This is a genomic window from Gellertiella hungarica (assembly GCF_014197145.1).
Taxonomy (GTDB): Bacteria; Pseudomonadota; Alphaproteobacteria; order Rhizobiales; family Rhizobiaceae; genus Gellertiella; species Gellertiella hungarica.
This window is the reverse complement of the sequence record NZ_JACIEZ010000005.1, coordinates 1-18,332: the sequence shown is the minus strand read 5'-3', so window position 1 is coordinate 18,332 and position 18,332 is coordinate 1. Positions and strand designations below refer to the sequence as shown.

The 18,332-nt window shown below is 62.3% G+C and carries 20 protein-coding genes; 16 read left to right on the top strand and 4 right to left on the bottom strand.

What is annotated here, in order from left to right; translation table 11 throughout:
• Positions 1-14: 14 nt before the first annotated feature.
• Positions 15-512, bottom strand: a complete 498-nt coding sequence (locus tag GGR23_RS13350) for a cupin domain-containing protein (RefSeq protein WP_183366795.1) — start codon at positions 510-512, stop codon at positions 15-17.
• Between the two features lie 198 nt (positions 513-710).
• On the opposite strand from GGR23_RS13350, the gene ribH reads away from it, so the two are divergent.
• From ribH to GGR23_RS13330, 4 genes are all read left to right on the top strand, one after another.
• Positions 711-1,166 carry a 6,7-dimethyl-8-ribityllumazine synthase gene (gene ribH, locus GGR23_RS13345; protein ID WP_183366794.1) on the top strand — a complete coding sequence of 152 codons (456 nt, stop codon included), beginning with the start codon at positions 711-713 and terminating at the stop codon, positions 1,164-1,166.
• A 3-nt stretch (positions 1,167-1,169) separates the two neighbouring features.
• On the top strand, positions 1,170-1,670 hold the full coding sequence (gene nusB, locus GGR23_RS13340; RefSeq protein WP_183366793.1) for a transcription antitermination factor NusB: 501 nt from the start codon (positions 1,170-1,172) through the stop codon (positions 1,668-1,670).
• Positions 1,671-1,691: 21 nt separating this feature from the next.
• On the top strand, positions 1,692-2,921 hold the full coding sequence (locus tag GGR23_RS13335) for an MFS transporter (RefSeq protein ID WP_183366792.1): 1,230 nt from the start codon (positions 1,692-1,694) through the stop codon (positions 2,919-2,921).
• 201 nt (positions 2,922-3,122) lie between these two features.
• Positions 3,123-5,261, top strand: coding sequence for a sodium-translocating pyrophosphatase (locus GGR23_RS13330; protein WP_183366791.1), 2,139 nt, complete (start codon positions 3,123-3,125; stop codon positions 5,259-5,261).
• A gap of 127 nt (positions 5,262-5,388) precedes the next feature.
• Here GGR23_RS13330 and GGR23_RS13325 read toward each other — a convergent pair whose 3' ends face one another.
• Positions 5,389-5,895, bottom strand: a complete 507-nt coding sequence (locus GGR23_RS13325; protein WP_183366790.1) for an outer membrane protein assembly factor BamE — start codon at positions 5,893-5,895, stop codon at positions 5,389-5,391.
• 247 nt (positions 5,896-6,142) lie between these two features.
• Between GGR23_RS13325 and GGR23_RS13320 the strand changes: the two genes are divergently transcribed.
• The 8 genes from GGR23_RS13320 to GGR23_RS13285 all read left to right on the top strand — a co-directional run bounded on the left by GGR23_RS13320 (position 6,143) and on the right by GGR23_RS13285 (position 11,598).
• The gene (locus GGR23_RS13320; protein ID WP_183366789.1) at positions 6,143-6,688 is read left to right on the top strand and encodes a ubiquinol-cytochrome C chaperone family protein; all 546 of its coding nucleotides are present in this window, start codon (positions 6,143-6,145) and stop codon (positions 6,686-6,688) included.
• Between the two features lie 3 nt (positions 6,689-6,691).
• Positions 6,692-7,255 (top strand): YceD family protein, encoded by a 564-nt coding sequence (locus GGR23_RS13315; protein WP_183366788.1) that lies wholly within the window; start codon positions 6,692-6,694, stop codon positions 7,253-7,255.
• Positions 7,256-7,355: 100 nt separating this feature from the next.
• Positions 7,356-8,402, top strand: coding sequence for a phosphate acyltransferase PlsX (plsX, locus tag GGR23_RS13310; protein WP_183366787.1), 1,047 nt, complete (start codon positions 7,356-7,358; stop codon positions 8,400-8,402).
• 19 nt (positions 8,403-8,421) lie between these two features.
• Entirely contained in the window at positions 8,422-9,393 is a 972-nt protein-coding gene (locus GGR23_RS13305; protein ID WP_183366786.1) for a beta-ketoacyl-ACP synthase III, read from the top strand.
• A gap of 229 nt (positions 9,394-9,622) precedes the next feature.
• Entirely contained in the window at positions 9,623-9,961 is a 339-nt protein-coding gene (locus GGR23_RS13300) for an integration host factor subunit alpha (RefSeq protein ID WP_183366785.1), read from the top strand.
• Positions 9,962-10,151: 190 nt separating this feature from the next.
• On the top strand, positions 10,152-10,688 hold the full coding sequence (locus GGR23_RS13295) for a MerR family transcriptional regulator (RefSeq protein ID WP_183366784.1): 537 nt from the start codon (positions 10,152-10,154) through the stop codon (positions 10,686-10,688).
• Positions 10,688-11,179: a GNAT family N-acetyltransferase gene (locus GGR23_RS13290; RefSeq protein ID WP_183366783.1), complete on the top strand. Its 492-nt coding sequence runs from the start codon at positions 10,688-10,690 to the stop codon at positions 11,177-11,179. The genes GGR23_RS13295 and GGR23_RS13290 overlap by 1 nt, the downstream gene beginning before the upstream one ends.
• Before the next feature lie 29 nt (positions 11,180-11,208).
• Complete coding sequence (locus tag GGR23_RS13285; protein WP_210296971.1) at positions 11,209-11,598, top strand: DUF1801 domain-containing protein; 390 nt, start codon at positions 11,209-11,211, stop codon at positions 11,596-11,598.
• A gap of 47 nt (positions 11,599-11,645) precedes the next feature.
• Here GGR23_RS13285 and GGR23_RS13280 read toward each other — a convergent pair whose 3' ends face one another.
• Both GGR23_RS13280 and GGR23_RS13275 read right to left on the bottom strand, forming a co-directional pair.
• The gene (locus tag GGR23_RS13280) at positions 11,646-12,716 is read right to left on the bottom strand and encodes an ABC transporter substrate-binding protein (protein WP_183367048.1); all 1,071 of its coding nucleotides are present in this window, start codon (positions 12,714-12,716) and stop codon (positions 11,646-11,648) included.
• 167 nt (positions 12,717-12,883) lie between these two features.
• A complete protein-coding gene (locus tag GGR23_RS13275) occupies positions 12,884-15,034 on the bottom strand; it encodes a bifunctional diguanylate cyclase/phosphodiesterase (protein ID WP_183366781.1) in 2,151 nt (716 codons plus the stop codon).
• 471 nt (positions 15,035-15,505) lie between these two features.
• On the opposite strand from GGR23_RS13275, the gene GGR23_RS13270 reads away from it, so the two are divergent.
• Genes GGR23_RS13270 through GGR23_RS13255 form a run of 4 tightly spaced genes read left to right on the top strand, consistent with a single transcriptional unit; the run spans position 15,506 to position 18,072 of the window.
• Complete coding sequence (locus GGR23_RS13270; protein WP_183366780.1) at positions 15,506-16,738, top strand: tyrosine-type recombinase/integrase; 1,233 nt, start codon at positions 15,506-15,508, stop codon at positions 16,736-16,738.
• Positions 16,738-17,223, top strand: a complete 486-nt coding sequence (locus GGR23_RS13265) for a hypothetical protein (protein ID WP_183366779.1) — start codon at positions 16,738-16,740, stop codon at positions 17,221-17,223. The genes GGR23_RS13270 and GGR23_RS13265 overlap by 1 nt, the downstream gene beginning before the upstream one ends.
• 10 nt (positions 17,224-17,233) lie before the next feature.
• Entirely contained in the window at positions 17,234-17,494 is a 261-nt protein-coding gene (locus GGR23_RS13260; RefSeq protein WP_246365414.1) for a helix-turn-helix transcriptional regulator, read from the top strand.
• Positions 17,491-18,072 carry a DNA N-6-adenine-methyltransferase gene (locus tag GGR23_RS13255; protein ID WP_183366778.1) on the top strand — a complete coding sequence of 194 codons (582 nt, stop codon included), beginning with the start codon at positions 17,491-17,493 and terminating at the stop codon, positions 18,070-18,072. The genes GGR23_RS13260 and GGR23_RS13255 overlap by 4 nt, the downstream gene beginning before the upstream one ends.
• The last annotated feature ends 260 nt before the right edge of the window (positions 18,073-18,332 follow it).

Here is an 18,332-nt window from a genome sequence, read left to right as displayed (position 1 = left end):
GCGGAGGCTGGCATTCAGGCGCCCGGCTCCCCATGCCAGTAATCGATGCTGTCGCCTTCGCTGACCATCTGGTTGAAGCGGTACTTGCCGGTCTCCGGATCGATGGTCTTGGCGAGAAACTTGCCGCTGTCGGGGTATTCGCAGATCTCCGTCGCCGCCTTGGTGGAGATGGAGAGGTAGCGCAGCGGGACGGAACCGGTATTGATCAGCTGGTGCGCCGTGTCCGGTCCGCCGGCCGGTGCGCCGAGGACATGACCCGCCCTGACGGGAATGCGCTCGTGCCCGATGCGATAGGTGCCTTCCCCCTCGAGGATGACGAAGAGCTCGTCTTCGACATGGTGGTTGTGGAAGGGACAGCCGCTCTTTCCGGGCGCCACCTCGCTATAGGCGATCCCGAGGTTCCTGAGCCCCAGGAGTGCGCCCAGCCGGACGTCGAGGCCGCCGTAAAGGCTTCCCTGGCTCCATTCCTCCAGCTCGAGGTCGCGCGGGTCGATGACGCGGGTGCGGTCCATGAGATACTCCCATTCAGGGTGAAACTGATGCAGTTTGCCACGTCGCGTGTCGATAGGTAAGATTTTGGGGCAGGCGAGGGCCTCATGCGGCCCGGAAAAACCTGCCATCCTTGAAAAACACTTGCCATTCGCGGTCCGGCATGGTTTGACCGCCGCCTGTCGCTTCGCCGCGCAAATCTCCTAAAAGTCAGGTGCACCATGTCCGATCCGTCCCGTCCGCATATCCTCATTGTCGAGGCCCGTTTCTACGACGACATGGCCGACGCGCTGCTGGACGGCGCAAAGGCGGCGCTGGACGAAGCCGGTGCCACCTACGACATCGTGACGGTTCCCGGTGCGCTCGAAATCCCGCCGGCCATTTCCATGGCGCTCGACGGCCAGGAGAACGGCGGTACCCGTTATGACGGTTTTGTCGCACTCGGCATGGTGATCCGTGGCGAAACCTACCACTTCGATATCGTGTCCAACGAATCCTCCCGCGCGCTGATGGATCTCGCCGTCAGCGAGAGCCTCGCGCTCGGCAACGGCATCATGACCGTCGAGAACGAGGAGCAGGCCTGGGCGCGCGTGAAGCGTTCAGAAAAGGACAAGGGCGGTTTTGCTGCCCGTGCAGCGCTCACCATGATCGCTCTCAAGAAGAAGCTGGGTGGCTGAGCGATGACCGACCGCGACGAACACACGCCTTCCTCCGAAACGCCGGCCGTGAAGCCTGCAAACCAGCGGGGCGCTGCCCGTCTGGCCGCGGTTCAGGCGCTCTACCAGATGGACATCGGCGGCGCCGGCATCCTGGAGGTCGTTGCCGAGTACGAGGAGCATCGGCTGGGCCAGGAGATCGATGGCGAAACCTATCTAAAGGCCGACCCGTCGTGGTTCCGGTCCATCGTGTCGGGCGTCGTGCGCGACCAGCTGAAGCTCGACCCGATGATCAAGGGCGCGTTGCAGGATGACTGGGCGCTTTCCCGCCTCGACAGCACCGTTCGCGCCATCCTGCGCGCGGGCGTCTTCGAACTGCTGGAGCGCAAGGACGTGCCCGTTCCGGTCATCGTCTCGGAATATGTGGAGATCGCAAAGGCCTTCTTCGAGGACGAAGAGCCCAAGCTCGTCAACGCCGTGCTGGATCGTATAGCCAAGCAGATCCGCGGTCCCGCCAAGAAATAATCGACAGACAGGAAGACGATCATGGATGCCCGAAGCGCGAACGGCCTTGACGAACAGCTTCGGAGCGCCCGGTTCAACGTCTATGTGCTCACTGCCGCCCAGGCCGTCCTCGGTGCGGCAGGGCCGATCAGCTTCGCGGTCGGCAGCCTGGCGGGCCACCAGCTGCTCGGGCTCGACAAGTCGCTGGCGACGGCGCCGCTGACGGGCTTCAACATCGGCGTCGCGCTCGGCGCCGTGGCCATTGCGGCGATCAGCCGCCGGTTCGGCCGGCAGGCAAGCTTCATGCTCGGCGGGCTTGCGCTGGCCAGCGGCGGCGCGCTCGCCGCTCTGGCGCTTTACCGTTCCGACTTCTGGATGTTTGCGGTTTCGCTGCTGATCGTCGGCCTTTCCTCCGGCTTCACCCAGAAGATCCGCTTCGCGGCGGCCGATGCATCGCCCTCCTTCTACAAGGCCCGGGCCATTTCCTGGATCCTGGCGGGCGGCATCATATCCGCCATCGTCGGATCCCAGCTGGCGATTCTCGCGAAGGACCTGCTTCAGCCTGTTCTCTTCGCCGGCTCCTTCGTGGCGCTCATCCCGCTCGGTCTTCTTGCCGTCGGCATTCTGTCCTTCCTGAGGCTGCCGCCGCTGACGTCGGGGACGGGCGAGGGTGCCGCAACCGGGCGTCCGCTGAAGGAGATCATCCTCACGCAGCGCTTCATCACCGGCATGATCTGCGGAATTTCCACTTACGCGCTGATGACCTTCATGATGACCGGCGCGCCGCTTGCCATGGTGATCGGCTGCGGCTTCTCGCCCGATCTCGCGACGCTCGGCATCCAGTGGCACGTGCTGGCCATGTTTGCGCCCAGCTTCTTTACCGGCATGCTGATCTCCCGCTTCGGCACGGAAACCATCGTGGCTGCGGGGCTGGTGATCCTGCTTGCCTGCGCCGTCGTCGCCCACATGGGCATCGAACTCTGGAACTTCTGGGGCGCGCTCATCCTGCTCGGTCTCGGCTGGAACTTCGGCTTCATCGGCTCCACGGCGATCGTCGCCTCCAGCTACCGCCCGGAAGAGGCCGACAAGGTGCAGGGGTTCCACGACATCATCCTGTTCGGCACGGTGGCGCTCTCGTCCTTCGCCTCGGGCAAGATCTTCGCCGCCTATGGCTGGGCCGTCATGAACCTGGTCATCTGGCCGATCTCGCTCACATGCCTGGCGCTGCTTGGCCTTCTCGTGTGGCGCGACCGGGCCCGCGGTCGCGCCTGAGGGCGCTTTCGAAACCTTCCTTGTGCCTGGCTTGCGGATCGGCAAGTCCCTCATTTCCATACTGTTAACGGGGCTTGACGCCGCGTTAACCAGCACGCAATCTCCGGATCGGCGTGGGCCCGCGGCATGAGGAGGCAAGCGGCGCCCGGTGCTAATCACAGCCGGGCTGCAAGCGCCGGCGCTATGGGAGGAAATTGCGAAATGACCATTCTATTTGGCGTTATCGCATGCGGGTTGCTTTCGGTGGTCTATGCCATCTGGGCAACCAGGTCGGTGCTTGCCGCCGATCAGGGCAATGCCCGCATGCAGGAGATCGCAGGCTATATCCGGGAGGGGGCGCAGGCTTATCTCACGCGCCAGTACAAAACCATTGCCGTCGTCGGCATTCTCGTCTTCATCGCCGCCTGGCTGCTGCTTTCCGCTGAAGCGGCATTCGGCTTCCTGATCGGCGCCGTGCTGTCCGGCGCTGCCGGCTTCATCGGCATGCATGTCTCGGTCCGCGCCAACGTCCGCACCGCCCAGGCCGCCGCGAGCAGCCTGGCCGCAGGTCTCGACATCGCCTTCAAGTCCGGGGCGATCACCGGCCTTCTCGTTGCCGGTCTCGCCCTCCTGGGCGTCTCCATCTATTACTACATCCTCACGGCCATCCTCGGCCATGCCGGCGGCTCCCGCGAGGTGACCGACGCGCTTGTGGCGCTCGGCTTCGGCGCTTCGCTCATCTCCATCTTCGCCCGTCTCGGCGGCGGCATCTTCACCAAGGGTGCGGATGTCGGCGGCGACCTGGTGGGCAAGGTCGAAGCCGGCATTCCGGAGGACGATCCGCGCAACCCCGCAACCATTGCCGACAACGTGGGGGACAATGTCGGCGACTGCGCGGGCATGGCGGCCGACCTGTTCGAGACCTACGCCGTATCCGTGGTCGCGACCATGGTGCTGGCCTCGATCTTCTTTGCCGGTACGCCGGTCATCGACAGCGTGATGCTCTATCCGCTGCTGATCTGCGGCTTCTCGATCCTGACGTCCATCGTCGGCACCTTCTTCGTCAAGCTGGGCTCGAACGGCTCGATCATGGGCGCACTCTATCGCGGCCTGATCGTGACCGGCGCACTTTCGGTCATCGGCCTCGGCGGAGCCACCTCCATGACCATCGGCTGGGGCGACATCCAGACGGCAACGGCAGGCGAGGCCGTCAACGGCACCTCGCTCTTCATCTGCGGCCTCATCGGCCTGGTCGTCACGGCGCTGATCGTGGTGATCACCGAGTATTACACAGGCACCAACAAGCGCCCGGTGAACTCGATCGCCCAGGCTTCGGTCACCGGCCATGGGACCAACGTCATCCAGGGCCTCGCGGTCTCGCTGGAATCGACTGCGCTGCCTGCCATCGTCATCGTGGCCGGCATCATCGCGACCTTCCAGCTCGGCGGCCTCTTCGGCACCGGCATCGCGGTCACCGCCATGCTCGGCCTTGCCGGCATGATCGTCGCGCTGGACGCCTTCGGCCCGGTCACCGACAATGCCGGCGGCATTGCCGAAATGTCCCATCTGCCGCCGGAAGTCCGCAAGGTCACCGACGCGCTCGATGCGGTCGGCAACACCACCAAGGCGGTGACCAAGGGTTACGCCATAGGCTCCGCCGGTCTCGGCGCCCTCGTGCTGTTTGCGGCCTATTCCTACGACCTGAAATATTATGTCTCGAACGCGGCGCAGTTCCCCTACTTCGCCGACGTGAAGGAAGTCTCCTTCGACCTCTCCAATCCCTATGTGGTTGCGGGTCTCATCTTCGGCGGCCTCATCCCCTATCTCTTCGGCGGCATTGCCATGACCGCCGTCGGCCGTGCGGGCGGTGCCGTGGTCGAGGAAGTGCGTCGCCAGTTCCGCGAGAAGCCGGGCATCATGGAAGGCAAGGACCGTCCGGATTATGGACGCGCGGTCGACATGCTGACCAAGGCCGCGATCCGCGAAATGATCATTCCCTCGCTGCTGCCGGTGCTTGCACCGATCGTGGTCTATTTCGGTGTCCTGATCATTTCGGGCTCCAAGGCCTCGGCCTTCGCCGCACTGGGCGCCTCGCTGCTGGGCGTGATCGTCAACGGCCTTTTCGTCGCGATCTCCATGACCTCGGGCGGCGGTGCCTGGGACAATGCGAAGAAGAGCTTCGAGGACGGCTTCGTCGACAAGGACGGCGTTCGCCACCTGAAGGGATCGGAGGCTCACAAGGCGTCCGTCACCGGCGATACCGTCGGCGATCCCTACAAGGATACCGCGGGTCCCGCAGTCAATCCGGCGATCAAGATCACCAACATCGTGGCCCTGCTGCTCCTGGCGATCCTCGCCTGAGGCACGGTCGCCGCACCGAACCCAAGAAACGCGCCGGGCTTTCCCGGCGCGTTTTTCGTTGGATAACGGGCCATGAAAAAGGGGAGCCGAAGCTCCCCTTTGCGGATTTCAGGTTCAGGCCGCAGTCTTACTGGGTCTGAAGGCCGCTGATGGCGTTGCGCGCAGCCGCTGCACCGGCGCCGCCCGACAGAAGCTGGGCGAGGAAGGTCAGATCCTTGCCGCCGGTCGGCGTGGTGCGGCTGATCATGTCGAACACCTTGCCGTCCTTGAGCGTGTAGTTGGAGCGCTGCTTCACCACGCCATCCTTGTCGAAATAGATCGCCAGGACACTCTGGTCCACGAGGGCCGGCTTCATGAAGGCGGCCGCGCGCTTGCGCTTCTGGGAGATGTAGTAGAACACCTCGTTGTCGAAGGTCGCGGTGGTCGAGGGCGTGCCGAGCGACAGCAGGACCTGCTTGCGGCTCGAGCCTTCGGGCACCAGCGCCAGGGACTGTTCGTCCACGACGTAGCCATTGTTCATGACTTCGCCGACCGAGGAGCAGCCCTGCAGGCCGGTCGCTGCGATGACCGCCGCGAGCGCCACTGTGCCGATCCATTTCATGTCAGTCCTGAAATACCGCTGCACGAACGACATCTCCCTTGAATATCCCAACCGCCGGTTTGCCTGTCGGCTTTCCGGAACCCACAACACAGCATTGTGGCGTTTCGGGGATTTCTTCCCGTCTTTCGCCTCAAGTCCGCCTGCAACCTGCCATCGACCGCCGGGGCGGCCAGAAAGCGCATTGCAATTCATGCCTGCTTCGGTAAACCAGCTTTTCGGTTCATGCAACACGGCCTCCGCGCTGCACTGAGAATTGATGCTGTAAATCTCGGGAAATTCCATGATTTTCGGACTGTTCCGCAACAGGAAACACAATCAGGCGATCATGAAGCGCCAGTACGACGCGCTGACGACGGTGTCGCGCGATCCGGTGTTCTTCCTCGATTACGATGTTCCGGACACGGTCATGGGCCGTTTCGAGATGGTTTCCATCGTCATGATCCTGTTCTTCCGGCGCACGCGGAAGTCCGATACCTCCGGGCAGGAACTCGCCCAGGAGATCGTCGACGCCTTCTTCCAGGATCTCGACCACGCGATTCGCGAGCTCGGGATCGGCGATCCGGCCGTGCCGAAGCGCATGAAGAAGTTTGCCGGCATGTTTTACGGGCGGCTTGAATCCTACGCCAAGGCTCTGGACGAAGGGGATGCGGCAGCGCTGGCCGCGGCGCTGGCCCGCAACATCCATCCCGGCAAAAGCGATGCGCCCGACATGCGTGCACTGGCCGACTACATGATAGAGGCAGAGGCAATTCTGGCCGCCGAGCCCGAAGACAGCCTCGCCACGGGAACCATGCGGTTTCCCGCCCCCGGCAAGAAGGGAGCCTGAACCATGAAGACACCGAAGATTTCCAATGCCGAGACGCCCTTCTCCTACGTGGTGAAGGTGGGTCACATCTCCGCCAATCCCGTCACGGTCACGCTCTCCGCGGACGAGAAGGAACGCGAGGGCCTGGCGCGTCTCTGGCAGGTCGAGAAGGTGGACGGGCTTTCGGCGGAACTCCAGATCGCCCGCTGGAAGAAGGACGGGATTCGCATCAGGGGCACCGTGCGCGCGGATATCGTGCAGAACTGCATCGTGACCCTCGATCCACTTCCGGCCCATATAGAGGAAACGATCGACCAGATCTTCATTCCGGAAGGGTCCAAGCTTGCGCGCATCACCCTCGACGGGCAGGGGGAAATGGTGGTCGATCCCGATGGACCCGATGCGCCCGAACTGTTCCACGGCGATTCCATTGATGCCGGCGAGGTGGTGGCGGAGTTTGCTGCGCTCGCCATCGATCCCTATCCCCGCAAGGAGGGCATCGATTTCAGGGATCACATCGAGGACGACGGCACGAATGACCGCCGGCCATCGCCCTTTGCCGCCTTAAAGGACTGGAAAAAGGACTGAACCGGGTTGGAGTTCCGACATAATTCTGTTGTAAGCAGGGTTGAGACGGTTATTTTGGCCCAATGACGCAGGAATGCCGGCAGACAAGGATCAGGAACGCGTGATCAGAATATCTCTAGACGTCATGGGTGGGGATTTCGGTCCTGATGTCGTCATTCCCGGTGCAGCCATCGCACTCGACAGGCACCCCGACGTGCAGTTCCTCCTGTACGGCGCAAAGGCGCAGATCGACCCTCTGCTCGACCGCTTCCCCAAGCTGAAGGCGAAGAGCACCGTCCACGATTGCGAAGTGGCGATCGGCATGGACGAAAAGCCCAGCCAGGCGCTGCGTCGCGGACGCTATGTGTCCTCCATGTGGCGCGCGATCGAAGCCGTGAAGACTGCAGATGCGGATGTCGCGGTTTCGGCGGGCAATACCGGCGCGCTGATGGCCATGGCGAAGTTCTGCCTGCGGACGATGGCCAACATCGAACGGCCGGCGATTGCCGCCATCTGGCCGACGGCGAAGGGCGAGAGCGTCGTGCTCGACGTGGGCGCCTCGATCGGCGCTGACAGCCAGCAGCTGATCGATTTCGCCATCATGGGCAGCGCCATGGCGCGCGCGCTCTTCGAGGTCAATCGCCCCACGGTGGGCCTGCTGAATGTGGGCGTCGAGGAGGTGAAGGGACAGGAAGAGGTGCGCGAGGCCGGCCGGCTGCTGCGCGAGGCCCAGCTCGAGACGCTCGATTACACCGGGTTCGTCGAAGGCGACGACCTCGGCAAGGGCACTGTCGATGTTGTCGTCACCGAAGGATACAGCGGCAATATCGCGCTGAAAACCGCCGAAGGGACCGCAAGGCAGATCGCCAGCTACCTGCGCGCGGCCATGTCGCGCACCTGGCTTTCGCGTCTCGGCTACATCCTCGCCAAGGGCGCCTTCGACATGCTTCGCGAGAAGCTCGACCCGCGCAAGGTCAATGGCGGCGTGTTCCTCGGCCTTAATGGCGTCGTGATCAAGAGCCATGGTGGTACCGACGCGGAAGGCTTCGCGGCTGCCATCGATGTCGGCTACGACATGGTGCGCAACGGCCTGAACCAGAAGATCGAAAACGACTTGAAAATCTATCATGCCAAGTACCCGCCGCGCGCCGGCCAGGGCGTTGCATGAGCGGCGGAGACAGACAGGAATGATCCGGGCAGTAGTACGCGGTTTCGGCACGGCCTTGCCGAAGCAGGTGGTGACCAATCAGGACCTCGAGAAGCGTGTGGATACGTCGGACGAATGGATCGTCCAGCGGACAGGCATCCGTCAGCGCTACATCGCGGGTGAAGGCGAGACGACGGCCTCGCTCGGTGCCGATGCGGCACGGGCAGCCCTTGCGAATGCCGGCCTCACGGCCGACGACATCGATCTCATCATCGTCGCCACCTCGACCCCCGACAACACCTTTCCCGCAACGGCCGTGAACATCCAGAACCGGCTCGGCATGCATCACGGCTTCGCCTTCGACGTGCAGGCCGTCTGCTCCGGCTTCGTCTTTGCGATGGCGACGGCCGACGGCTACATTCGTGGCGGAATGGTCCGGCGCGCCCTGGTGATCGGTGCCGAGACCTTCTCCCGCATCCTCGACTGGAGCGATCGCACGACCTGCGTGCTCTTCGGTGACGGGGCAGGCGCCGTGGTTCTCGAGGCCACAGAGCAGCCGGGAACCTGCGCCGACCGGGGCATCCTCACCGCGAGCCTGCGCTCCGACGGGGCCCACAAGGAAAAGCTTTACGTCGATGGCGGCCCCTCCACGACGGGCACGGTCGGACATCTGCGCATGGAGGGACGCGAGGTCTTCAAGCATGCCGTCGGCATGATCACCGACGTGATCGTCTCGGCCTTCGAAGCCACCGGCACCACGGCAGACGATCTGGACTGGCTGGTACCGCACCAGGCCAACCGTCGCATCATCGAAGGCTCTGCCAAGAAGCTCGGCATCCCGATGGAAAAGGTCGTCGTCACAGTCGATCTTCACGGCAACACCTCGGCGGCATCCATTCCGCTGGCGCTTGCCACCGCTGCCGCGGACGGGCGCATCAAGAAGGGCGATCTGGTCATGCTCGAGGCCATGGGCGGCGGTTTCACCTGGGGGGCCGTGCTGCTGCGCTGGTAACGCAGCGAGCAAGACCGGCGAGGCGCGGTTGCGGCACGCAACGGTCAGGGCAATGCGTGGCGGCATTCCGCCATGCTGACCGGAGGTTGCGGAGCTCTCGAGCGTGCCATTTCGGCATAAGCCGCCGTGATCATTAAGTGTTTTCCAACAGGCGCTTGACCGTGACGGACAAGGGCAATAATCTTTGCACCGGTTTCACAATCAAAAGAACGAAACTGGGCGGGGAATCATGGCTGGAAAGACAGTAACTCGGGCAGATCTTGCGGAATCCGTGTTCCGGAAGGTCGGTTTGTCCCGGACGGAATCGGCTGAGCTGGTCGAGACGGTGCTCGACGAAATCTGCGCCGCCATCGTGCGTGGCGAAACGGTCAAGCTGTCTTCCTTTGCAACCTTCCAGGTGCGCGACAAGAACGAGCGCATCGGCCGCAACCCGAAAACCGGGGAGGAAGTGCCGATCTCCCCGCGCCGCGTGATGACCTTCAAGGCATCGAACGTGCTGAAGCAGCGGATCCTGAAGGCACATGCACAGCGCAAGGCGAAGCTGAAGCCGCAGAACCCGGCCAGCTGAGACCATCGCACGGCATGGTGCTGGACTGAAAAGACTGGCGTTTCCCGCCGGCCGCCCGGGCCTTTCCGGGTTTTCCCGGACAAGCTTCGGTTCATGCATCGCATAGCGCTTGAATTTTCCGACACAAATCGTTGAAATCAGGACGATTCGACGTGCAGGTGATTTTCTTCGACCGCTTGCCAGGGAGAGGATGTTGGACAAGAGCCCGGATGCTTTTCGTACGATCAGTGAGGTGGCCGACGATCTCGACCTGCCGCAGCACGTGCTGCGTTTCTGGGAGACGCGCTTTCCGCAGATCAAGCCGCTCAAGCGGGGCGGCGGACGCCGCTATTACCGCCCGGATGACGTCGACCTTCTGAAGGGTATCCGTCATCTGCTCTACGATCACGGCTACACGATCAAGGGCGTGCAGAAGCTGCTCAAGACCAACGGCAACAAGTTCGTGGCGGCGATTGCCAATGGCGACCTCGCCACCGTGGAGGCCCTTGCCGCAGCAGGCGAGGAGCCCGCCGCCGAGCCGAAGGTGCATGTGCCCGAAGAAGACCAGATCGTCGGTCGCGCGAAGGCGCCGATCACCCGTCGCTTCTTCAATTTCGGCGGTGGTGACGACGATGTGCCCGAAGTTTCCCTCGGCAAGGGCAGCGTGAACAAGGAGGACCGTGCGTTGCTGCAGGAAGCTCTTTACGATCTGCTGGAATGCAAGCGCCTGCTCGACCAGGTGCGCTGATGACGCTGGACCTGCAGGCGGCAAACCCGGACGACATCGCCTACATCATGGACGTGGAGCGGATGCCCGGTTACGACCGCCTCGTCGGCCGTTGGGAGGCTCCCCAGCACCGGGAGGCGATGGCCGATCCCGGTTACCGCTACTTCATCGCCAGCGAAGCCGGGCGGCGGCTCGGTTTCGTGCTGGTCAAGGGGTGGGGTTCGCCCGACCATGTGACGCTGATCAAGCGCGTGGCCGTGGAAGCGCCCGGCGGCGGCATCGGCAGCCGCATGGTTTCGGCCGCTCTGGCGGAAATATTCGGCGCCACGGACGCCTATCGGGTGTGGATCGGCTGCTTTCCCGATAATCTGCGCGCCCGTCGCGCCTACGAAAAGGCCGGGTTCATTGCCGAAGGTGTCGCCCGTGGCAACGCCTATTTCTACGGCGAGCACCACGACGAGCTGATCCTGGCGATATTGCGCCCCGAATGGGAGGCACGCCACAGGCTCTGAAGAAGACGACGGCAGCGGGGAGGGGTGTCGTGCAGCCGGAATTCAGGGATATCGTTGCCTTGCAGCCGCAACATGCGGCGCTGCTGGAAGCCATCCGCTCACTCGTTCTCCGCCTGCACCCTGATGGCGTGGAGGTCTCGCGGCCGGGCGACAGGGCGGTCAGCTGGGGACTTGGGCCGCGGAAGATGAGCGAGGCCTATGCCGATGCCATGCCCTTCCGCGCGCATGTCAATCTGGGCTTCTATCGCGGGGCGCATCTGCCCGATCCTGACGGACTGCTGAAGGGAACCGGCAAGGCGCTGCGTCATGTGTCGCTGCGTCACGCGGAGGAGGTGGGATCGCCGGCGCTCGCATCACTTGTTGCCGAAGCCATCGAGGAGCAGAAGCGGTTCCTGGCGGCGCGCGCCGAGGGAGCGTGACACGAGGGGCCGGCTTTCGCAGGCCCCCCGTCTTTCCGGGGAAGGAATTACTTGACCTCAGCGCCGACGACCTTGTCCCAGTTCTCGGCAACGATCTTCTTGTTGGCTTCCTGCTGCTCCACGGTGGGGAACACGGCGCGCTCGTAGAACTCCGCCGGCGGCAGCTTGGCGAGAAGATCGGCAGGGATCTTGCCCGCCTTGGACATCGCGTTGAAGCGGGCCGGATGGCAATAGCCCTTCAGCCAGCCGAGCTGACCTTCGTCGGAATAGAGATACTCCATCCAGAGCTTGGCGGCGTTCGGATGGGGCGCATAGGCCGAGATGGCCTGGACGTACACGCCCGCCAGCGATGACGAGGCCGGAATGACGACTTCCATGTCCGGGTTTCCGTTCAGATTGTCGCGCCAGGAAAGCAGGTTGTAGTCCCAGGCGGCAACGATCGGCGTCTGGCCCTGTGCAATGGTCGCGGTCTTGCCGGAGACAGGCACGAAATTGCCCTTCTCGTTCAGTTCCTTGAAGAATTGCAGGCCCTTTTCGGCCGATTCCTGGCCCAGAGCGCCGCCACGGGCAGCGCCCGCGGACATGATCGCGAGAATCGCCTGGTTGGACGTGCGGGGATCGCCGGTGAGGCCGACCGCATTGGCATAATCCGCCTTCAGCAGGTCTTCCCAGTCCTTGGGGCTTTCCTTCACCAGGTCCTTGTTGATGCCGAAGGCCATGACGCCGTAATAGTCCGCATACCAGTAGCCTTCCGCATCCTTCACGTCGGCGGGGATCTCGTCCCAGGTGGAGACCTTGTAGGGCTGGATCAGGCCTTCGGCCTTGGCCTGCGGGCCGAATGCCAGGCCGACATCGATGACATCGGGTGCCTGCGGTCCCATATTGCCCTTGTTGGCCTTGATGGCTTCGATCTCGTCGCCCGAGCCCGCGTCCGGGTTCAGTTCGTTGACCTTGATTTCGGGATACTTGGCCTTGAAGCCGGCAATCACGGCGCCATAGCCGCACCAGTCGTGGGGAAGGGCGATGACGGTCAGTTCCCCTTCCTTCTTGGCTGCGGCTGCAAGCTCGTCAAGGCTTTCGGCGCGGGCCGTGTGGGAGAGGGCGGAGGTGGCGAGCATCGCGGAAACCAGCGTGGCAATGCTCTTCGTCAGGGAATTCGCAGTCATGGGTCATCCTCGGGGAGGGAGAAACGAAGCGGGCCTTTCGGCCGCTCAAGCGCTATAGCTTCGCTTCATTACACCCGCGTGACGCCATGGGTGGTGCTGTCTCCGATGGCGGACACCCCTCAGGAGGCGCGGGCCATCGGTTTTCCGTCTGTCCCGAGGGGAAAATCCCGGAAAACCTGGGATGCCGAAGCCGGCCGGCCGAGCAGGAAGCCCTGGAGCTGATCGCAGCCGGAAAGCGTCAGGAAATCCGCCTGTTCCTGGCGTTCCACGCCCTCGGCGGTGACGGGCACGTCCAGCGCCCGCGCAAGAGCGATGGTCGCCTGTATGACGGCGGCACCATTTTCCGTTTCATCGGCTGCAACAACCAGCGACCGGTCTATCTTGATCCGGTCGAAACCAAACTGGCGCAGCACGCCGATGCTGGCATAGCCGCTGCCGAAATCGTCAAGCGCAAAGCGGATGCCCAGCTTCTTGAGGGCGTGGATCGCGCTGCGCGCCTGTTCCGGATTGGCAATCAGCGCGCCTTCGGTCACTTCCATGGTGAGCTTGTGCGGATCGAAACCGGTCTTGGCTATCAGGTTCTCGACCTGCAACGGGAAGCGGGGATTGCAGAGCTGCAGGGGCGAGATGTTGACCGAGAGGAGATAGTCCTTCCACTTGGCCGCTTCCTCGAGACTCTGCTCCAGCAACGTGGCACCCAGCATGTCCATCAGGCCGGATCGCTCGGCAAGGGCGATGAAGCGGTCGGGCGTGATCGGATCGTGCGGGCGGTTCCAGCGGGCCAGGGCTTCGAAACCGACGAGGGTCCGGGTCTGCGCGTCGACCAGCGGCTGGAAGAACGGGAACACGTCTCCCGTCTCGATCGCATTGCGCAGATCCCGCTCCAGGCGATATTCGGCCGCCTTGGCATCCCCCAGCGCACGGTCGTAGATCACGACGCGCTCCTTGCCGTTTTCCTTGGCGTCGTAGAGCGCGATATCGGCCCGCCGCAGCATCTCCTCGGTCGCGATTCTACCGTCGCTATCGGCAATTCCGATGCTGACGCCGACCTTTATCGTGAGGCCGCGGACGGTGAACGGTTGCCGGAAAAGGGAAAGAACCACGTCGCCGATCTCGGCGGCCCTGTCAGCCGCATCCGTGTAGAGCGCGAATTCGTCTCCACCGAAACGGGCGACCAGGCGGATGTCCGGGTGGCAGTTCGAAAGCGTGGCGGCGACCTCGCGGATCAGCGTGTCGCCGACCGGATGTCCCCAGTTGTCGTTCACCGCCTTGAAGCCGTCGAGGTCGAGCAGGAAGAGGGCGCCGGGGGCTCTGCCGTCCGCGCCGCGCCTGTCTTCCACCATCGCCAGGAAGCCGCTGCGATTGAAGAGCCCGCTGAGCGAATCATGGGTTGCGAGTGCCCAGGCCCGCCGCGCCGACCGGCTGAGGCGCTGGCTCTCGTCGTAGGCCATGTAGGCCCCGGCGCAGACAAAGAGCACGAGCACCAGGATGGAAAGCGCCACCAGAGGCTTCGCTCGCTGATAGAGCAACTCTCCGGGATCGGCGCTGCGCCAGGCCAGATAGGACAGGACCTCGCCGTCGGCGCCGCTGATAGGCATCGACAGCATGCCGTTGGCGGGCTTGCTGGAGACGCTGAGCTCGAGAAGGCTCTGTTCCTGCCTGATCTCGCTGATCACCTCCGGGCCGAGCAGCTTGTAGAAGGCAAGCACCTTGTCGCTCGCGCTTATGGGGCCGCCTTCCTCCCGCTGGATCACCTGCATGCCGGTGACTGCAACGCCGCTCACCGTCGAGGCGAAGGCTGTCACGGCCTTTTCGGGATGCGCATAGGCCTGTGCCACCTGTTCGCTGAGGGAGGACCGGAAGACCGCCTCGGGCGCCCCGGCCTTGCCCTTGTGATAGGCGATGACCGGTTTTGCCGATCTGTCGAAGATGACGAGGCCGTCATAGAGCGGATAGCTGCCGCTGACGGCGCCCCAGTTCTCCTCCACCCATCCGGCCACCGTATCGGAGTGGATCGCATCGTAGGCATCCGCCCAGACCGCGTTGTCCTGGACGGTGCCGCCGATGCGGGTCTTCAGGGCGAGCAGGGCCATGCGGGCGGCGAGTTTGGAGCGATTGTCATCGATATTTGTCGCGGAGCGGATTATATCGGAGAACATCAGCGTTCCCACGCCCGTCAGCGCCAGAACAAAGGCAATGAAAAGGGCCATGGCCACGACAACCCGCCTGAAGCGGGGCTGTGGGCCTTCCATGCCATTGCGTTCGATCATCGGTCCGCTCGCTCGGTTTCGATGCGGAACTCCGGCCACGCGGCAGGACGCATCTCCTTGACGAGAAGTTACCGCTAATTGTTAAGCCATGGCTTAAGTTTCGGAGTAAACACCGGGTTAACGTCATCCCCCAATTTGGGGGATCGTTATGTGCACCAGTAGACACAAGGATATCGGATACGGAAGCTCCACGGGAGCAGACCGTTCCAAGTCATTGGTTTTCAGGAGAAGAGATCGACGAGCTGGGGGCTCGTTCGATCCGGAATTAAATGGTCGGGGTGGCCGGATTTGAACCGACGACCCCTTGACCCCCAGTTTTATTGAGGCTGTTTTATAGCCATTCATGGTCGTTCATGAAGCGTAAAAATAATAGATAATCCAACAGCATGAAACATAAGGCCCCTTGACTAATTCGAGTGCGCATCCAAAATGCTGGCTACAATATGGCTATAAATTTCTTGGAGGTATGGTTTGAGCGACCTGAAGATTACCGCCGAAACCGTTGCGGAGCTCATGAAGGCGGCGCCATTGAATAAGACGAAGTTCTATTTTGATCGAGAGCTGCCCGGTTTCGGTCTGTACAGGACGCCAGGCGGCACCGGGACTTACTTCGCCGAGTTTCGCCCTGTTGCGGGGGGCGCGAAGAAGCGGATCAAACTCGGGCGCGTCGGCGTGCTCAAGGCCAATGAGGCGCGCGAAGCGGCCCGCCGAGCCATCGCCATGGCTGGGCTGGGAAAGGATCTGGCGAAGGACCGCGCCGATGGCCGCGCCAGCATGACTGTGGCCGAGCTGGTCGAGGAGTACATCTCAGGGAAGGAAATGAAGGAGTCCTCGCGGGCCTTTTACAGGACAACTCTGAAGACGCAGATCGTGCCCCACATTGGATCGACTAAGGCCGTCGCCTTGATGCGGATCGACGTGCAGAGGGCGCACGACAAAATGAGCCGCAAGGCCAAGTACTCCGCAAATCGCGCCATGGCACTGCTTTCGGCTGCTTTCGTATGGGGGGCGAAGCGGGGCCTCGTTCCAGAAGGCATGAATCCGGCATCAGGCATCGACAAGAATAAAGAGGTGAAGCGCGAGCGCTATCTGACGGAAGATGAAATGGCTCGTTTGGGAGATGCGCTGCGTGAGGCGGAGACGGTCGGCATCCCCTACAAGGCATCAGACAAAAAGCACGCCACGAGAAACAGCCGTACCGTTTACGGTCCGCACGTCACAGGTGCAATCCGGCTGCTGATGCTGACGGGTTGCCGCCTGCGCGAGATCCTGAACCTAAGGTGGACAGAATACGATTCAACTCGCGGTCTTCTAAACTTGCCGGATTCAAAGACCGGACGAAAAACTGTTGTCTTGTCAGAAGCGGCGCAAGGCGAGATAAACAGCATCCCGCGGGTAGGCATCTACGTGATTGCCGGCCAATCTGCTGCGCTGCCGGACGAGAAGCCGCGTGCCGATCTAAAGAAGCCATGGGCGGCGATTTCAGCACGCGCCGGCATCAACGATGTTCACATCCACGACCTTCGTCACACATTTGCATCCGTTGGCGCTGGCGATGGAATGTCACTATTGACGATCGGCAAGCTGCTCCACCATGCGGATGCGGCCACTACTCAACGCTACGCTCACGTGGACGTGAATCCTCAAAGGGCGGCTGCGAATATGATCGCTGGGAAGATAGCAACCGCGATTGGAGGGACGTGATGGAAGAGGATCCAGAGTGGGTCGAAGTCCTTGGGCGCCCCCCGATGGCGGTAACGGAGCACACCGATGAAACCGTGCTTGCTGGAGAGATGGCCGAACGCCTCGATGCACTTCTTCGTGCGCACAACGGCCTAGAGCCGAACGCTGAAGGATGGCGGCAACTAGCGCTGGAATTGGCGCTGAAGCATGAGCCGCTATTCAAGATTGAAACGCCCGTAGATCGCGATAGTGTGGGCGGGCGACCAGTTGGGATGGGTAACTTTATCCTGCGATCGCGAATGAAGAGTGAGATGCGCCAGGCCAAAACCCAGTCGGAAGCGGCCCGTACGATCGAGCGACAGTCCAAGGGCGAGATTTCGAAAAAAACCGCTTTGAATAGCCTTTCTCGAAAAGCCCCAGTTGCTGACGAAATTCGACGGCTGCCGTTTGAGTGGAAAGCCGAGCGCGCGATACAGATGGCTGCTAGAAAACTGTCCCGGGAATGACCCAGTATTAATGGGAAACAAGAAGGTCGATATATCTCCGTGCAATCCGCAAGCACAGGAGGAAAATATGAAAAACCTACGAGCACCACAGGCCGCCGAATACCTAGGAGTTTCAAAATCGCTACTGGACAAATTCCGCTGCTACGGCGGCGGGCCGACATTCGTCAAGATTGGTCGCACCGTTGTTTATACTACTGATGACCTGGATGCCTGGATCGCGACCAAACGCATTGCGGATAATGACAATGGCAAGGCGAGGGCGGCGGCATGAGTGGGTTCATCCACGCGGCAAACAGCAACGAGCCGGGACCCCGAGTCTACCAGCCTAAATTCTCCGGCGACAACGAATGGTACACGCCGGCACGCTACGTTGAAATGGCGCGTGAAGTTATGGGCGCGATTGATACAGACCCGGCCAGCAACGCAACGGCGCAGCGCACGGTTCGCGCAGCAACCTACTACACGGCGGAAACAAACGGTCTGGATAAGGATTGGCACGGCAAGGTTTGGATGAATCCACCTTACAGTCGCGACCTCATGCCGAGGTTCGCATCCAAGCTCATTTCCGAGTATAGGTCAGGGCGCGTCACGGAGGCAATTGTGCTGACGAACAATGCCACCGACACGGCATGGTTCGCGTCTTTGTTCGATTCTGCAGGCGCCTTCTGCTTCACACGAGGGCGCATCCGCTTCGAGTCTCCGACGAAACGAAACGGAGGTACGCTTCAGATGGGACAGGTCTTCACCTACTTTGGTGACAAGCCCGCAAGATTTTACTCAGTCTTCTCTGAAATAGGTCACTGCATGTACGCCGCGATGCCGGCACAGCAGCTCACCGTCGCAGCCTAACCACCCTCCCCCCCACAACCAAATCACCAACCAGTGACACCCCGCCGACAGATGTCGGCGGCGCGCCGTCATGCGCCTAAAAGGGAGAATGAATGAAAATATTAGCGATGCGACCTGCACCGCCTGGCGGCAATGCCTTGGCAAGGTTTGATGTGCAGCTTGAAGGCATGCGCCTTTTCAACCTGTCGCTCAAGAAGACCGGCGCCGGCATGAGGGTCTTCGCGCCTTCCGCATTTGGTTCTGCTGCCGTCACCTTCACA

Coding starts and splice junctions, on each gene's coding strand:
- GGR23_RS13320 (WP_183366789.1), top strand. CDS start 6,143: ATGATTTTCGGACTGTTCCGCAACAGGAAACACAATCAGGCGATCATG.
- GGR23_RS13255 (WP_183366778.1), top strand. CDS start 17,491: ATGAGTGGGTTCATCCACGCGGCAAACAGCAACGAGCCGGGACCCCGA.
- GGR23_RS13300 (WP_183366785.1), top strand. CDS start 9,623: ATGGCTGGAAAGACAGTAACTCGGGCAGATCTTGCGGAATCCGTGTTC.
- GGR23_RS13315 (WP_183366788.1), top strand. CDS start 6,692: ATGAAGACACCGAAGATTTCCAATGCCGAGACGCCCTTCTCCTACGTG.
- GGR23_RS13265 (WP_183366779.1), top strand. CDS start 16,738: ATGGAAGAGGATCCAGAGTGGGTCGAAGTCCTTGGGCGCCCCCCGATG.
- GGR23_RS13295 (WP_183366784.1), top strand. CDS start 10,152: ATGTTGGACAAGAGCCCGGATGCTTTTCGTACGATCAGTGAGGTGGCC.
- GGR23_RS13305 (WP_183366786.1), top strand. CDS start 8,422: ATGATCCGGGCAGTAGTACGCGGTTTCGGCACGGCCTTGCCGAAGCAG.
- nusB (WP_183366793.1), top strand. CDS start 1,170: ATGACCGACCGCGACGAACACACGCCTTCCTCCGAAACGCCGGCCGTG.
- GGR23_RS13290 (WP_183366783.1), top strand. CDS start 10,688: ATGACGCTGGACCTGCAGGCGGCAAACCCGGACGACATCGCCTACATC.
- GGR23_RS13280 (WP_183367048.1), bottom strand. CDS start 12,716: ATGCTCGCCACCTCCGCCCTCTCCCACACGGCCCGCGCCGAAAGCCTT.
- GGR23_RS13275 (WP_183366781.1), bottom strand. CDS start 15,034: ATGATCGAACGCAATGGCATGGAAGGCCCACAGCCCCGCTTCAGGCGG.
- GGR23_RS13330 (WP_183366791.1), top strand. CDS start 3,123: ATGACCATTCTATTTGGCGTTATCGCATGCGGGTTGCTTTCGGTGGTC.
- GGR23_RS13260 (WP_246365414.1), top strand. CDS start 17,234: ATGGGAAACAAGAAGGTCGATATATCTCCGTGCAATCCGCAAGCACAG.
- GGR23_RS13325 (WP_183366790.1), bottom strand. CDS start 5,895: ATGTCGTTCGTGCAGCGGTATTTCAGGACTGACATGAAATGGATCGGC.
- GGR23_RS13335 (WP_183366792.1), top strand. CDS start 1,692: ATGGATGCCCGAAGCGCGAACGGCCTTGACGAACAGCTTCGGAGCGCC.
- ribH (WP_183366794.1), top strand. CDS start 711: ATGTCCGATCCGTCCCGTCCGCATATCCTCATTGTCGAGGCCCGTTTC.
- GGR23_RS13350 (WP_183366795.1), bottom strand. CDS start 512: ATGGACCGCACCCGCGTCATCGACCCGCGCGACCTCGAGCTGGAGGAA.